General features: G+C 62.4%; 10 protein-coding genes and 1 tRNA gene. 5 read left to right on the top strand and 6 right to left on the bottom strand.

The window, feature by feature from the left end:
* The first annotated feature begins 158 nt into the window (after window positions 1–158).
* Entirely contained in the window at window positions 159–1,025 is an 867-nt protein-coding gene (locus tag SH809_01460) for a helix-turn-helix domain-containing protein (protein MDZ4698345.1), read from the top strand.
* 13 nt (window positions 1,026–1,038) lie between these two features.
* Here SH809_01460 and SH809_01455 read toward each other — a convergent pair whose 3' ends face one another.
* The 3 genes from SH809_01455 to SH809_01445 all read right to left on the bottom strand — a co-directional run bounded on the left by SH809_01455 (window position 1,039) and on the right by SH809_01445 (window position 4,498).
* The gene (locus SH809_01455; GenBank protein ID MDZ4698344.1) at window positions 1,039–2,505 is read right to left on the bottom strand and encodes a DUF1593 domain-containing protein; all 1,467 of its coding nucleotides are present in this window, start codon (window positions 2,503–2,505) and stop codon (window positions 1,039–1,041) included.
* 98 nt (window positions 2,506–2,603) lie between these two features.
* Window positions 2,604–3,545 carry an ABC transporter permease gene (locus tag SH809_01450; GenBank protein ID MDZ4698343.1) on the bottom strand — a complete coding sequence of 314 codons (942 nt, stop codon included), beginning with the start codon at window positions 3,543–3,545 and terminating at the stop codon, window positions 2,604–2,606.
* A gap of 32 nt (window positions 3,546–3,577) precedes the next feature.
* Window positions 3,578–4,498 (bottom strand): sugar ABC transporter substrate-binding protein, encoded by a 921-nt coding sequence (locus tag SH809_01445; GenBank protein MDZ4698342.1) that lies wholly within the window; start codon window positions 4,496–4,498, stop codon window positions 3,578–3,580.
* A 106-nt stretch (window positions 4,499–4,604) separates the two neighbouring features.
* Between SH809_01445 and SH809_01440 the strand changes: the two genes are divergently transcribed.
* Complete coding sequence (locus SH809_01440) at window positions 4,605–5,648, top strand: nucleoside hydrolase (protein ID MDZ4698341.1); 1,044 nt, start codon at window positions 4,605–4,607, stop codon at window positions 5,646–5,648.
* A gap of 308 nt (window positions 5,649–5,956) precedes the next feature.
* On the opposite strand, the gene SH809_01435 is transcribed toward SH809_01440, so the two are convergent.
* Window positions 5,957–6,043 (bottom strand) — tRNA-Ser (locus tag SH809_01435).
* A gap of 106 nt (window positions 6,044–6,149) precedes the next feature.
* Window positions 6,150–8,996, bottom strand: a complete 2,847-nt coding sequence (alaS, locus tag SH809_01430) for an alanine--tRNA ligase (protein MDZ4698340.1) — start codon at window positions 8,994–8,996, stop codon at window positions 6,150–6,152.
* Between the two features lie 183 nt (window positions 8,997–9,179).
* Between alaS and SH809_01425 the strand changes: the two genes are divergently transcribed.
* From SH809_01425 to SH809_01415, 3 genes are all read left to right on the top strand, one after another.
* Window positions 9,180–10,481 carry a DUF4097 family beta strand repeat-containing protein gene (locus tag SH809_01425; GenBank protein ID MDZ4698339.1) on the top strand — a complete coding sequence of 434 codons (1,302 nt, stop codon included), beginning with the start codon at window positions 9,180–9,182 and terminating at the stop codon, window positions 10,479–10,481.
* 76 nt (window positions 10,482–10,557) lie between these two features.
* Window positions 10,558–11,499 carry a DUF4097 family beta strand repeat-containing protein gene (locus tag SH809_01420; protein ID MDZ4698338.1) on the top strand — a complete coding sequence of 314 codons (942 nt, stop codon included), beginning with the start codon at window positions 10,558–10,560 and terminating at the stop codon, window positions 11,497–11,499.
* A 231-nt stretch (window positions 11,500–11,730) separates the two neighbouring features.
* Window positions 11,731–12,249 (top strand): fasciclin domain-containing protein, encoded by a 519-nt coding sequence (locus SH809_01415; GenBank protein ID MDZ4698337.1) that lies wholly within the window; start codon window positions 11,731–11,733, stop codon window positions 12,247–12,249.
* A 379-nt stretch (window positions 12,250–12,628) separates the two neighbouring features.
* Here SH809_01415 and SH809_01410 read toward each other — a convergent pair whose 3' ends face one another.
* Window positions 12,629–14,161: a T9SS type A sorting domain-containing protein gene (locus SH809_01410; protein ID MDZ4698336.1), complete on the bottom strand. Its 1,533-nt coding sequence runs from the start codon at window positions 14,159–14,161 to the stop codon at window positions 12,629–12,631.
* Window positions 14,162–14,198 lie beyond the last annotated feature (37 nt).

Genomic DNA, 14,198 nt, shown 5'->3' with positions numbered 1-14,198 from the left:
CAGGGAATAAATCAGGAACTCTATCGTACGAACACATGCTGTACGAACACATGCCGTACGGACATGATACTTCGTGCCCCTCTCGTGGCGGCACGTTAAATGGGTTACGAAGTATAGCATCGTATTTGCACATATTCCTGTCACTTCTCGAATAAAACATGCCACTATCCGAGATCAACCGCATCTTCGACGAGCGGCGCAAGGAGCTGGCGCCGTACGGGCTAACAGTCGAACGCTGGCGGCCAAACCTGATGCGAAAATCGGATCGTCACAACGAGATCGAACTCAACTTTCTTCAGCGTGGATCGGTCACCTATATGCTCCGCGGCCGGCGATACGCCATCCGCCCGGGCCGGCTGACGCTGTTCTGGGCGCTGGCGCCGCATCAGATAGTGGAGATCGAAGGGGATGCCCCGTATTACGTCGCCACCATTCCTCTCACGAGGTTTCTCCAGTGGAAGCTGCCAGCGGCCTTCGTGAACCGCGTCCTCCAGGGAGAGGTCATCGAGGAGCGATCGGACGCGGTCATCGACTACGACGCGGCGCTGTTTGCGCGCTGGCTGGACGATGTCGCCACCGCAGACGTGCCGTGGTTGGATTTGGTCCTACTGGAGATGGAGGCCCGCGTGCGCCGGCTCGCGCTAACCTCTGCCTTGAGCGACGAGGAAGCCGGCCTGCAACCGATTGATGACTCCCGCTCCAGCACGGTCGAACGCATGGCGGTTTTTGTCGCCGCCCACTATAAACACGCCATCCAGGTCCACGAAATTGCCGAGGCCGTCGACCTCCACCCGGACTACGCGACGGCGCTGTTTCGCAAGACGTTCGGGATGACCCTTAGCGATTACCTCGCCGACCACCGCATCGCCCACGCCCAGCGTATGCTGGCCACATCGCCGGCAAAAATCACAGAAATCGCCTACGAATCTGGCTTTAACTCCATCAGTCGATTCAACGCCGCATTTAAAAAACACTGCGGCTGCACCCCTAGAACCTACCGTAAACAACACACATCCAGAGCCTGACATACTCGGCCCTTCACCTCGGCACAATGTTCACCACGACCCGTCTGTACCGCGACAACGCCGGCGTGCCTTTGTCCGTCACGCGCAGGATAAAATGGGCCGTCTCCGGCTCCTGGACCTCCGGTGCACGGATGGTGTGCACGAAGTACAGGTTCTCCGACAGCGGCGCAAACGAAATCGCCTCCCGGTACGTGCCGGCCTCGGGGTACTGAAACCACCAGTAACTTAATGCATCCCCGTCAGGGTCGGTGGTGCCGGCGGCATTCAGGCCAAAGATTTCGCCAGATCGAACGGTGAGGGTATCCGGATGCCCGAGCGCCGGGACCGGGGGATGGTTGGCGTCTTCGTAGGCCATTACCGTCCAGTCCATCCGCGCGGCAAAGTCATGCTGAAAGTCCCCGCGCCAACGCCAGAGCGACACTTTGTTGTTGCTGTATTCCACCGAATCCGCCCGGATGGCGCGTCCCCAGCGCGAGGGAATCCTCGGGCGGAAGGTGTCGACGGCATTCGTCCAGATCGGCCGGGTTTCAGGAGCAAAAAAGAACCGCGCAGCCATCCGCGGGTTGGCCGGCGCGCCGGGCGGCTCGGGCTGATACAACTCGTACCGACCGCCCCATCCCCCTATGTTCGGGCGCTCGGGATCGTTGAGCCCGTTCGGGATGAGCGAAAGAAAGGCCGGCGTATCGCCCTCCAGCCCGTACGCGACGTCCGGGAATTCGGCCCCGAGAGGTCCGTGCCCCTGCTGGAGGTGCTCCGCCAGCCACTCGTTGCTCACCACGTCGTTGTTCGCGCCCGGCTCACGCCCCGTGATGGCCGACCACGTCGAATTCCCATAACTGCCCGGGCTGACGATGAAGAACAGCTCGGGAAAAGTGTCGCGCATCCAGTGGCCGGAGTCGTCCTGATCGGAGATCGTGTAGACTCGGAGTTTACGGATGAGCCGGCCGGCTTCCGCCGCATTCCGCGTTTCCCGGATCTTCCAGAGCGCCTGGGCCAGCGTGTTCGGCCCTCCCCACACCGAGATCCAGAGCGGCCGATCATCGTCCTGCTCCAACTCCCGGATGATCCACTCGGACCCCTCGGAATCCTTACCGGCCCCGACACCCAACATGCCAGACACCGGCAGACCCTCCGTCACTCGTGCGTGCAGCGTTTCAGCCGTCGGATATCCACCTTCATGAAGCAACAGATTGGGCTGGACCTGTCCATATGCATCGATGATCCGATTCAGCGTCTCGGGGACGACTTTTTCGGGCTGATGCACGGAGGTGGTGGCCACGATCCCCCGGATGTTGATCTGATTGGCGTACAGCAGCAGGCGGATGAGCGACTGGCTGTCGTCCGGGTCGGCCTCGATGTCGGTCAATACGATGACGCGGTGCGGCTTCGGCGGGGCCGGCTGTTGGGCCTGAATAGAAAGCGCGGCCGGCGACGATGTGAGGATCAGCAGCGCGATTACTCCTTTGATCGATCGATTCATGACACACCTGGGAATAAGCTCCGAAGGACTTCTACAGAAAGTATACCCTCGAGATCAGCGTGTTTCTCACCACATTTTGAACAAATACTGCTGGAATCCTAGACTGAAGGACCCGCCCTGCGCTTCTGCCGGAACACATCGACGAGCACCGCCGCGATGATCACGGCCCCGGTGACGACGCGCTTCGTCGGGTCGCTGGCGCCCACCTGTGCCAGCCCGCTCTGTAGAAAGGCGATGATGAGCACGCCCAGGAAACTGTTGATTACCGATGCGCGCCCGCCCATCAAACTGGTCCCTCCGATCACGACGGCGGCGATGGCGGCCAGCTCCATCCCCGTGCCGGCGTTGGGATCGGCCGACCCGAGATAGGCCGTCTGAAACACCCCGCCCAACCCGCTGAGCAAACCGGCGAGCGCAAAGACGGCGATCTGCACTTTTCGTATATCCACGCCGGCCAGCCGGGTCGCTTCCAGATTACCCCCGACGGCCAGCACGTACCGCCCGAACACGGTGCGGGTGAGCGCCACATGCCCGCCGGCCGCCACCAGCAGCGCCACCAGAAACGCCGCACTCAGCCCGATAAACGGCAACGGCTCGCCCAGTCCCGAAACCGCCGCTCCGATGTATTTCGTCTGGGATCCCGTCACCAGATAGGCGGCGCCACGGGCGATCTCTAGCATGCCCAGGGTGACGATAAACGACGGAATCGACCAGCGCACGGCTACGTAGCCCGATGCCAATCCACACAGCAAACCCACCCCGAGTGAAGCGGCCATACCCACCCACAGCGGCGCCCCGGCATCCACCAGCAACACACCCAACACGCTACTTCCGAGGGCAAGCACAGACCCGACGGATAGATCGATGCCCGCGATCCCCAGCACAAAGGTCATCCCCACCGCCACGACGATCAGGGCCGGGAGCTGATTGGCGATCGTTTGAAAGGTCCGCACAGTGAAAAAGTGCTCCGTCGTCCATCCGAACACAACCGTGATCAGGACCAACACGCCCATGAGGTTGACATAACTGGCCGTTTTCATGGGCGGAGCGGACGGTATCGCATGCGAGTCGCTTACTGACCGGGCGCGGCCGTGATCAGGTCGACGGGTGTTTCCTGGACTCCATCGACCACATCGCCCTGGAGGCGGCGGAGGGCTGTTTCGATGCCAAAAACCGCAAGCCGAGTCCCGTATTGATCGGCCGTCGCCAGCATGCGCCCCTCCTCTATCAGTTGCCTGACGGCCTCGATGTTATCGAACCCGACGATACGCACCTGTTCTGCCAGGCCGGCCTGCTGTACGGCGGCAACGGCGCCAAGCGCCATGTTGTCGTTGCTGCAAAGGAGCGCCTTCAGGTTCGGATATTCCCCAAGAAGGGCGGCCGCCACGGTATTAGCCGACGCCTGCTCCCAACTGCCGCTCTGGACGCTCACAATCTCGAGACCGGCGGACGCCATCGCGTCCCGAAAACCCTGCTCGCGCTGCTGGGCGTTAAATGCCGTCGGAATCCCCCCGATGATCGCCACTTCGTCGCCGGCCTGCAGATGAGACGCCAGGTACGTGCCCACCTTTTCGGCGCCCTTGCGGTTATCCGGCCCGACAAAGGGGATGGACGCACCGGAAGAGGCCAACACGGCCTCGTCCAGCCGGTTGTCGATATTGATGACGACGATGCCCGCATCGGCGGCCCGCTTGAGAACGGGCACCAGTGCCCGGGAGTCCGCCGGCGCGATCACGATCGCGTCCACGCCTATAGCTACCATGTTTTCAACCATCGCCACCTGCTGGCTCAAGTCGCTTTCGTTTTTGATGCCGTTGATGATCAATTCGTAGGCATCCGCATGGGCCGCCTGGTGGGTGCGCGCACCATCGGCCATGGACACAAAAAACTCGTTGGCGAGCGATTTCATGATCAGCGCCACACGCGGTTTTTCCGGCGTCGCAGGCGTATCGGCCTGCTGGCAGCCGGCGGACAGGAGGAGCACTGCCGCCATGCAGCGAGCGGTTCGAAGACGAACAATCCTTGAGGTCATATTGCACTAGTGGGTTCAGCCGAATTATCTACAGGGGAAGTTGCTGAAAATAAGCGAGAGAACCAACATGTCAGGCCGGCCCGTCGTCCCACCCCTTCATCGCATCCCATCCCACCCCTTCCTCATTCTCGCTGTGTGCTCGGTCCTCGTTTATTCCGGATGCGTCGCCCCCGATACGCCGGCCCCCGATCCCGCGCCGCCGGCGGCGCCCGAACGCATCCGCCTCCTCGTCGATTCCGACGCCAACAACGAGTTGGACGACCAGTTCGCGCTCACGTATGTCCTCCACAACACATCGGTGTTCGACCTCGAGGGCATTACGGTAAATCGCACGGCCGGCGGGGGCAACATCCAGTCCCAATACGACGAAGCCGCCCGCATCATCGCGCTCTCGGGGCGCACCGATGTGCCGCTCTACAAAGGGGCATCTGCATCCTACACGGAGATTGCCCCGACCCTCGCCACGCCCGATTTCGATGGGCACGAGGCGGTCGATTTCATCATCGCGCAGGCGCACGCCGACGACCCGCGTCCGCTTGTGCTCGCCCCGATCGGCAAACTCACGAACATCGCCCTGGCGCTCGCAAAGGACCCATCGATCGCATCGAAGGTGCGCGTTTTCTGGCTTGGATCGCACTGGCCGATGCCGGGGGAATACAACCTGGAAAACGATACCACCTCGGTGAATCCGGTGATCCTGTCGGGGGTGCCGTTTGAGATGGCCGTGGTGCGCTTCGGCTATTATTCGGGTACGGGCGCGGTGAAACTGGGCATGGATGAGGTGCGGGAACGGATGCCAGGCCTGGGACCACGCATCGCCTCGCCCATCACAGGCCGGCACGGCGGCGAATTCCACACGTTTGGCGACTACGCGGTGAGCCTCTTCGAGCACATGGGCGAGGACTACCGCGCCCTCTACGACATGGCCGCGCTGTCCCTCCTCAAGAACCCGACCTGGGCGGAACGGGTCGTGATCGATGCCCCGCGCTTGACTGGCGAGGCCTGGGTGGAGGGTGCCGGCTCTGGAATTCAGATCGCCATCTGGGAGAACTTCAATTCATCGCTCATCCTCAAGGACATGTTTGAGACGATGGAAGCAGCAAGCCGATGACGTGCAGAGGATGACGTTCAGAGGATGACGTGCAGAGCATGACGTTCAGAGGATGACGTGCAGAGCATGACGTGCAGAGGATGACGTGCAGAGGATGACGTGCAGAGCATGACGTTCAGCCGATGACGTTCATAGCATGACGTGCAGAGCATGACGTGCAAAGGATGACGTGCAGAGCAGGCCCCTCCTCGAATCGAGGAGGGGCAAATCCCGTCGGCGCGAAGCGATGACGGGATGGGGAGGAGCCAACCGAAACCGAGAGCCCATCAACAAAAAAGGCCTTCCTCAAGCTGAGAAAGACCTTTAGGCGGAGGGGGAGGGATTCGAACCCTCGGAGCCCTTACGGGCTCAACGGTTTTCGAGACCGTCCCATTCAACCGCTCTGGCACCCCTCCGTGATGCCCGGCTGAACCGGATAGGGCGTCTCAAACGCCGGCTGCCGGCATACGTTTCACGCATTCCCGGGGCTTCACGACTTTTCCGAATCCTCGCGCAACCGACTCAAAACATACCGGCCAGCACCTCTGCCGCCTCCTGCAGGGTCTGGTCGAGTTTCTCGGGATGCCGCCCGCCAGCCGTGGCCAGCGCCGGCTTCCCGCCGCCCCCGCCGCCCACCTTCTGGGCGAGCGCGCCGACCAGCGCGCCCGCCTTCACTTTCGAGGACGCCAGGAGATCGTCGGACACCGTGGCGACGAGGTACGCTTTGTCACCAGCAGGGTCCACGCCGCCCAGGACGGCCACGCTGCCGGCGCCCAGGCGGTCCCTCAGGGTTTGCCCGAGGGTGCGCAGCGCGTCCATGTCGACCGGGTCGATCCGACCCGTCACGAGGCGAGCCGCCCCTACCTGCCGCGCCGCGCCGATGAAGGCGTCGAGCCGACCGGCGAGCTGCTGCTGGGTCGCGGCTTCGAGCGCTTTTTCCAGCCGCTTCTGGTCGGCGATTAGCGTCGCAACGGCTTCATCCACCCCTTCGCCCGGCACTTTGAAGAGCTCGCGCACCCGCTCAAGCTCCGCCAGGCGGGCACCCACGTAGTCGAGCGCGGCCTTCCCGACCACCGCCTCGATGCGCCGCACGCCGGCGGCGACCGATCCCTCGCTCACCACCCGGAAATACCCGAGTTCGCCCGTGGCGTCGACATGGGTCCCGCCGCAAAGCTCTATCGAATACGCGGGATCAAAGGTGATTACGCGCACAAAATCGCCGTATTTCTCCCCAAAAAGCGCCATCGCCCCCCGGGCCATCGCCTCGCTCACGGGCACGCGGCGCTCTTCCGTGCGGGGGATGTTACGCTGGATCATCTCGTTGACCCGTTGCTCGACCCGGCGCAGCTGTTCCGGCGTCACCCGCTCGAAGTGGCTGAAGTCGAACCGCAGCCGGTCGGGCGCCACCAGCGACCCCTTCTGGGCGACGTGGCCGCCGAGTTCCTCGCGCAGCGCAGCGTGGAGCACGTGGGTCGCGCTGTGGTGCTTCTTGATCTCCTCGCGCCGGCTCGCGTCCACGCGAGCGCGGACGACACCGTCGAAACTTGCGGGCACGTGGTCGACGACATGCACGATCCGGCCGGCCATCTTCTGTGTATCCAGCACTTGGACCGATACCCCGTCGATCGCCAGCGTCCCGGTATCGCCAATTTGGCCGCCGCTTTCGGCGTAAAAAGGCGTCTTGTCCAGCACGATCTGATGCTGGACCGCCTCGCCGCCATGCACCGTACGGTAGGCGACGACGCGGGCGGCCGGCTCATCGAGGGTATCGTAGCCGATGAAGCGCTCCTCGGTAACGTCTTCGACCGCCTGCCACACGTCGGCCTTGCTCTGATCTACCTTAAACGTCGTGGCGGCCCGCGCACGGTCTTTTTGCACCTGCATCAACTCCTGGTACCTCGGCATATCGACCCCCAGGCCCTCTTCTCGGAGCATCAACTCGGTGAGGTCGATCGGAAATCCGAACGTATCGTGGAGCAGGAAGGCGATTTCGCCGGGCAGCTGGCCTTTCCGGGCGACCTCGACAAACGGTGCGACCATCGCCGCGCGGTCGTTGCGATCGTAACCCTTGGCGAGCAGGTCCATTGTGGCGTTATCCGATAGCAGCCGGCTCGTGGACGCCTCGGCGGAGCCGGCGTGCGCGATGTCCTTGATATAAGGCATGATCCGGTCGAAGAAGGCGATGCCGGTGCCCAGGGTTTCCAAGAAACTCTCCTCCTCGGCGCGTATGACGCGCTCGATGTAATCCTGCTGGTCGCCCAGTTCGGGAAAAGCCGCCCCCATCTTCTGGATAAGCGCCGGAACCAGCCGCCACAGGAACGGCTCGCGGAGCGCGAGGGTCTGGTAGCCATACCGCACGGCGCGACGCAGGATACGGCGGATGACGTACCCACGGCCGGCATTGCCCGGCGACACCCCGTCCGCCACGGCGATGGCGCAGGTGCGGATATGGTCCACGATCACGCGCATCGCGATCCGGTACCGCTCGCGGGTGGCGTCGTCCACGCCGGCGATGACGTCGTACCCCTGTATGGCAGTGAGCGGACTCAGCTCGGCGACGCGGGCCAGCAGCGGCGCGAACAGGTCGGTATCGTACGTGCTCTGTTTCCCCTGGAGCACCGCGACCACGCGTTCGAAGCCCATGCCGGTGTCGACGTGTTTGGCCGGCAGCGGCTGTAACGTGCCATCGGACTGCGCATTGTACTGGATGAACACGAGATTCCAGATCTCCATCACCCGCGGATCGTCCGAATTGACGAGCGTCTTGCCCGGGACGAGGGCGCGCTCCTCGTCGGACCGGAGGTCGATGTGGATCTCTGAACACGGTCCACAAGGGCCCGTGTCGCCCATCATCCAGAAATTGTCTTTGGACCCGCAGAAGAGGATGTGATCCGGATCGATGCCTGTTTTCTTTCGCCACACCTCGGCAGCTTCTTCGTCCGGGTCCAGGCCCAACCGGGCGTCCCCACCGTGGACGGTGGCATAGAGGCGATCCGGGGCGAGGCCCCATTCCTTCACCAACAGCTGCCAGGCCCAGCCTACCGCCTCCGTCTTGAAGTAATCGCCAAAACTCCAGTTACCCAGCATCTCGAAAAACGTGTGATGGTACGTGTCGTGCCCCACTTCTTCGAGATCGTTGTGTTTGCCCGAGACACGCAGCACCTTCTGGGTATCCACGGCACGTCGGTAGGGTCGGTCTCCCGTTCCCAGGAAGACATCCTTAAACTGGTTCATGCCGGCGTTGGTGAATAACAACGTCGCATCGTTTTTGGGCACGATCGAATCACTCGGGACGATGGTGTGCCCGTGCCGGGCGAAGAAGGTTAGAAACGCTTCGCGGATCTGTTCGGAAGTGAGCTGGGCCGACATACGGGAAGGAGAAATCCTGAGAGGGTAGAACCTGACGTAGAACCTGACAACGCCTACGGCCAGGCCGCTAAAATGGCGGCTACGTAAACGCCGGATGCCGGAGAAGGTCCCCTTCGTTTCAGGGAGTTGTAACCTCGGAACGCCCACTGCCGTATGGCCCTTGAGTGTCGTTTCGAGCCTACCATGAACGGCTTGATCGACGAGACCCAGGCCAACCAACCCGCGCGAGCGTCCGCCATGAACGATCACTCCAGAACCGACGAATCTCCAAACGATCAGATGCCGGCTTACAAACGTATCATGCTGGCGATTCTCGGTGCGCTGGCGCTGATGGTGCTCGTGAATGTGGTGAGAGGCGAATTTTCCGATGCCGGCGCAGAACGCCTCGTGGCGGTGCGCCACGCCTTCGACACGCAGCGCGCAACCGTGAAAGTCCATGTAATGCATGAGGGATCGGGCGAGGAGGAGTTGATGATCGATGAGCGATTCCCCGCCGGCGACCCGGCCGGCCTCTCTGTTTCAGTAGGTGATGCGGACGTCGTGATGAAGAACAACGAAACCGGCGAGATCCACGTGGAGGTGTATTTGAAAGGCACCGACATGGAGCGAGCCCGGAAGTACTTCGAAACGCAGGCGTTCGAAGTCTTCGAGGAAAACGGTACCGTGTTCGTGAAGACCGCTGAGAATATCAAGTGGCGTGGCGGGTGGAACACCAACGGCGGCGCGCAGATTACGGTCATCGTACACACCCCGCTTGACCTGACGGCCACCATCCGCACCTCCGACGGCGATATTGCCGCCGATGACCTCCGCGGCGAGATCCAACTGACAACCTCGGACGGCGACATCGTCGCCGGCGCTTTGGAAGGCCTGTCGGTCGCCATCCGCACCTCCGACGGCGACATCGCGGCGCGGTCCCTCGATGCCCCTGAAGTCAGCGTCGTGACGTCCGACGGCGACATCGCGATCGAGCGCGCCGTGGGCGCTACAGTGAACATCCGCACCTCCGACGGCGATATCGTGCTGGCCGATGCCGATGGTTCAGTCACGCTCAGCACATCGGACGGCGACATCCAGGTCGACCGCCTTTCGGGCGACGAGGCCTCGCTCCGCACTTCCGATGGAGACATCGTCGTGCGCGAAGCCCTCACTGGCTCGGCCCGAGTGACGACGTCGGACGGGAGCATCGTCTTGCAGGCGGTTCATGGGGATATCGAAGCCCGCACCTCCAGCGGTGATCTTACGGTCGAATTCGTCGAGGCAGGCTCCGTAAACCTGAGAACCAGCGACGGAGACATCGCGATTACCGCGCCTCGCGACCTCCGCGCCACCCTCTTGCTGCGGGGCGAGTCAATCCGTATCGACTCCGGTTTTTCCTTCGATGGCATCCTCAAAAAAGACGAAGCGGACGGAGCCCTGAACGGCGGCGGCAGCCGGTTTGAGGCCTCCGCGACGAGCGGGGAAATCGTGCTGCGAGAAAATTAACGTAAATATGGATAAAGAGGCCCCTCAAGGGCCGGCGCGTATTGCATGGCGTGCTCTCCAGCCCCTAATTTGCGGCATGTCGAGAAGCACACCCACTACGAAGAGCGAGTCGCAGGCTTTACACAAAGTCTTCGATGTGGCGTCCTCCGGTCGCCTCTTTATCAGCGTTCCAGGCGCCGACATCCACCTCGTTTCGTCGGATGCGAATCGCGTTCAGATCGATGTATTCGTCTCCTCCCCCACCGAAAATGAGGCGCTGAGTTTTGCGGATCAAGTGATGCTCCGCGTGCGCGCGGTAGACAAGCAGACCGTCCGCGTCGAGTCGAAGTCCATTTACCAGGATGGGTTCTTCGGCTGGAATACCAGCGAGGTGGCCCGGATGCGGCTCGAGATCTCGGTCCCGCGCAGCTTCAACATCGACATCCAGGCGGCGGGATGTGATCTTGTGATGGACAACCTGAAAGGTCAGCTCGCGCTGCAAGTCGCCGGCGGTTCGCTCACGGCCAGCCGGCTCCAGGGAAAACTGGAGGTCTTCGGCTACGGCAGCATGCTCGACATCGACGGGTTCGAGGGCTCAAAACTGACGATCGCCACCTCCGGGGGCCGGCTCACGGCACGCCGACTCACGGCGCCCAAGATCGCCATCACGGCATCGGGGACGGAGACGACCCTTTCGGACCTCGAAGGCGTCACCGATCTCATCTTCCATAGTGGCTCCGCCGACGTACGCGGGATCAAAGGGCCCCTGGAAGTCCATTCCACCGCCTGTGCCTGTACCCTCCACCTTGCCACAATCGAGGACACCCAGCTGGAGGTTAGCGGCGGTGAACTGGCCGTCCACCTCGCGCGTAAAGCCGCAGCCCGCGTGCTGCTCGAAGGCCGTACGCTGTTTTTCGACGACGCTTTTTCCTTTGCCGGCGAACGCGAAGCGGAACGCATCGACGGGCACCTCAACGACGGCAAAAACTGGCTTAGAGCCTCGGTGGCTTCGGGGGCGATCCGCTGTGTGGCGGCTTGAAAAACGTTGAAACGTTGAACGTTTGGGCGTTGAACGTTTAACGGTGGTATGCGGTAGCCCGGCGAGTCGGACTCATAACGGTCATTGCGTGAACGTTTCGCGTGTTCTCGATTTCGAATAGGTACTGAAGCGGGGGGCTGTGTAATGGGGGGGACAATATGCGCCGCCAGCGGTCAATCGTCCGACGACGGCGCATCCGTGTTTTTCCCATCACATGGCATTCAGACTATCATGTATACATCGCTTCCTTTTAAGCGTCTCTTCCTGCCCCTCGTCATGGTCGCCGTCCTCTTCACAGGCGCCGGCTGCGACTCCAACGACGACGAAGAAGAACTCCAGGACATCGTCGGCGTCGCCACGGCAAGTGGCTTTACGACGCTGGTGGCCGCCATCGAAGCCGCCGACCTGACCGAGACCCTCCAGGGCGCCGGTCCGTTTACGGTGTTTGCTCCGACGGAAGCTGCCTTCGCCGCCCTCCCCGCCGGCACGCTGGACACCCTGCTCGATCCGGCCAACCAGGCCACACTCGCCGGCATCCTCACCTACCACGTGGTGTCGGGTGAAGTGACGGCCGCCCAGGTGGTCACCCTCACCTCCGCGACGACGGTCAACGGCGCCACGGTGGCGATCAGCGTGGTCGACGGCGCGGTGTTCATCAACGACGCCGAGGTAACGACGACGGACATCGAGGCCTCCAACGGCGTCATCCATATCATCGATGCCGTGTTGCTCCCGCCAGCCGGCAATTGATGAAGGGTATCGCAAAGCCTCACCCGAGCAAACCCCGTAGCCCGGGTTAGGCGTTCGGGCGCCAGCCCAGAACGCCGTAACACGGGTCCTACTCATCGAGCAAAAAAGCCCGGATTCACACGAATCCGGGCTTTTTTGTGGCCTTGGCGCAATGTCGCCTGTTCCCACCGCAATCCGGGTGGTCGGCGTTCGGATGGGGTCGCCGGGTGGTCGGCGTTCGGATGTGGGCGCCGGGTGGCCGGCGGTCGGATGTGGGCGCCGGGTGGCCGGCGGTCGGATGTGGGCGCCGGGTTACGGAGCCCGGGAGGGCTCCTAACCCGGCCTACGTATGCGTATGCATGGCGCCAAATAATGAGCATAACGCCAATTCCGGGCGATATTATCGCCGATACCAATCGAATTGCATAAAAAAGGCGTGCAACGCGTCGGCTACCTTTTTCGCGCCGGCTTCGGACGGATGCTGGTTATCGCCGTTGGTACCCTGGTAGTCGGCGGTGGACCAGAGGATGCCGCTCGCGTTGGCCATCATCGTCCCGTTCGCCCAGATATACGGGCCCCAGCCGATCCATGGGGCGCCTGGTAGCTGGCCGGCCTGCCATTTTTCGATCACGGCGTTGATCGCAAAGCCCCCTTCGTACGAGATCGGCTCGCCCCGCGCCGCCTGTTTCCGATCCTCCACATACCCGCCGTAAATCCGGCTCGAATGAAAAATGGCCTGGACGGATGGAAACTCCTCCCCGATCTTCTGGGACAACGCCCCGATGTTATTGATCAGGTCGTAATAATCGGCGTTCGCTTCCGGCAGCGTGATGCCGTCAGCCGTGTCCTGGTTGGCGTCCTTGGCCCAGACCACTTTTACCTGGTCGAGCGAGTAGTTCTGGGTGATATCGTCCTTACAGCGCTCCCACAACGTCTGCTCCGACAACCAGCTTTCGAGCGCGCTGCCGCCCACGGCACAGTTGATGAGCACGATCTGATCCGACACGTCTGGATGGCCTTCATAGAGCTCGGTGAACCGAGAAAACTCCTGAAAGCCATTGCTCATCGAGATCGCGATGATGATGATCTTGTCGTTCGCCGCTTCGACGGTCGGGACGCCGTTATCCACCAATCCCCCCTTGAGGCCGTAATACGTGTCGTTAGGCCCCATCATATCAAGGGGAATCATCTCGTTCGTCGAGCCGGCGTCGCTGGCCAGCATCACCGTCACATCTTCCCCTTCCTCAACCAGCCGCTCGAGCGACTGCGGCTGATAGCCGGCGCGTTCCACCTCGATCTGTAGCGTCGCCGCCGCAAAAGCCGAGGCTGAACGGACGTTCAGATCAACCGAACCGGCTTCAAAACGAGCCGTCGCCTCGCCAGTGCCTCTCGCCTCTCCCAGCTTCACGAGCCGCCCGGCGGACATCTGGTCGCCGGCCAGGATACGGTAGAGATACAGCCCCGGACGCAGGCCACCCATCTCCACCTGCGCGCCGTACGCGCCGGGCGACAGCGTCTGGCCGAGTTCAGCACCGACCCGCCGGCCCAGGAGATCGTAGATCGAAAACGCCACGTATCGCGACTCCGGAATCAAAAACGGAATCGTAGTGGCTGCGCGCACGGGCTGCGGGAACGGCGCACCGACCGAAAAGGCGCCGCCCGGAATGGGGTCGTCGATGGCGGTGCTGGTGGCCAGTGGGACGTCCAGCGCGACGCAGCCGTCGGCGCCGGTCGCGCCAGAAGCGGGGGTCGCGGTCTCATTCCGAGCAGTGACTGTGGCGCCCGAAAGGGCCGCGTTGCCGGCGGCGTCGCGGACGCAGATCCGGGCCGCGAGGGTGCTGGACTGAGCCCGGACTGGGTTTGCCAACACCAGGCAAGCAAAAAAAGCAACGTTTAACGAGACAACGAGCAACCGTTTGGAAAGAAAGGTCATGCGAGATGGGAGGTTGGTTCGGGTCAGCTACACGCGT

This window comes from Rhodothermales bacterium (assembly GCA_034439735.1).
GTDB lineage: Bacteria > Bacteroidota > Rhodothermia > Rhodothermales > JAHQVL01 > JAWKNW01.
Note: the sequence above shows the minus strand (reverse complement) of the source record. Positions and strands in the feature narration are given on the sequence as shown.

Excerpts from the sequence above, each read along its gene's own strand:
- SH809_01460 (MDZ4698345.1), top strand. The coding sequence starts at position 159 with ATGCCACTATCCGAGATCAACCGCATCTTCGACGAGCGGCGCAAGGAG.
- SH809_01455 (MDZ4698344.1), bottom strand. The coding sequence starts at position 2,505 with ATGAATCGATCGATCAAAGGAGTAATCGCGCTGCTGATCCTCACATCG.
- SH809_01450 (MDZ4698343.1), bottom strand. The coding sequence starts at position 3,545 with ATGAAAACGGCCAGTTATGTCAACCTCATGGGCGTGTTGGTCCTGATC.
- SH809_01445 (MDZ4698342.1), bottom strand. The coding sequence starts at position 4,498 with ATGGCGGCAGTGCTCCTCCTGTCCGCCGGCTGCCAGCAGGCCGATACG.
- SH809_01440 (MDZ4698341.1), top strand. The coding sequence starts at position 4,605 with ATGTCAGGCCGGCCCGTCGTCCCACCCCTTCATCGCATCCCATCCCAC.
- alaS (MDZ4698340.1), bottom strand. The coding sequence starts at position 8,996 with ATGTCGGCCCAGCTCACTTCCGAACAGATCCGCGAAGCGTTTCTAACC.
- SH809_01425 (MDZ4698339.1), top strand. The coding sequence starts at position 9,180 with ATGAACGGCTTGATCGACGAGACCCAGGCCAACCAACCCGCGCGAGCG.
- SH809_01420 (MDZ4698338.1), top strand. The coding sequence starts at position 10,558 with ATGTCGAGAAGCACACCCACTACGAAGAGCGAGTCGCAGGCTTTACAC.
- SH809_01415 (MDZ4698337.1), top strand. The coding sequence starts at position 11,731 with ATGTATACATCGCTTCCTTTTAAGCGTCTCTTCCTGCCCCTCGTCATG.
- SH809_01410 (MDZ4698336.1), bottom strand. The coding sequence starts at position 14,161 with ATGACCTTTCTTTCCAAACGGTTGCTCGTTGTCTCGTTAAACGTTGCT.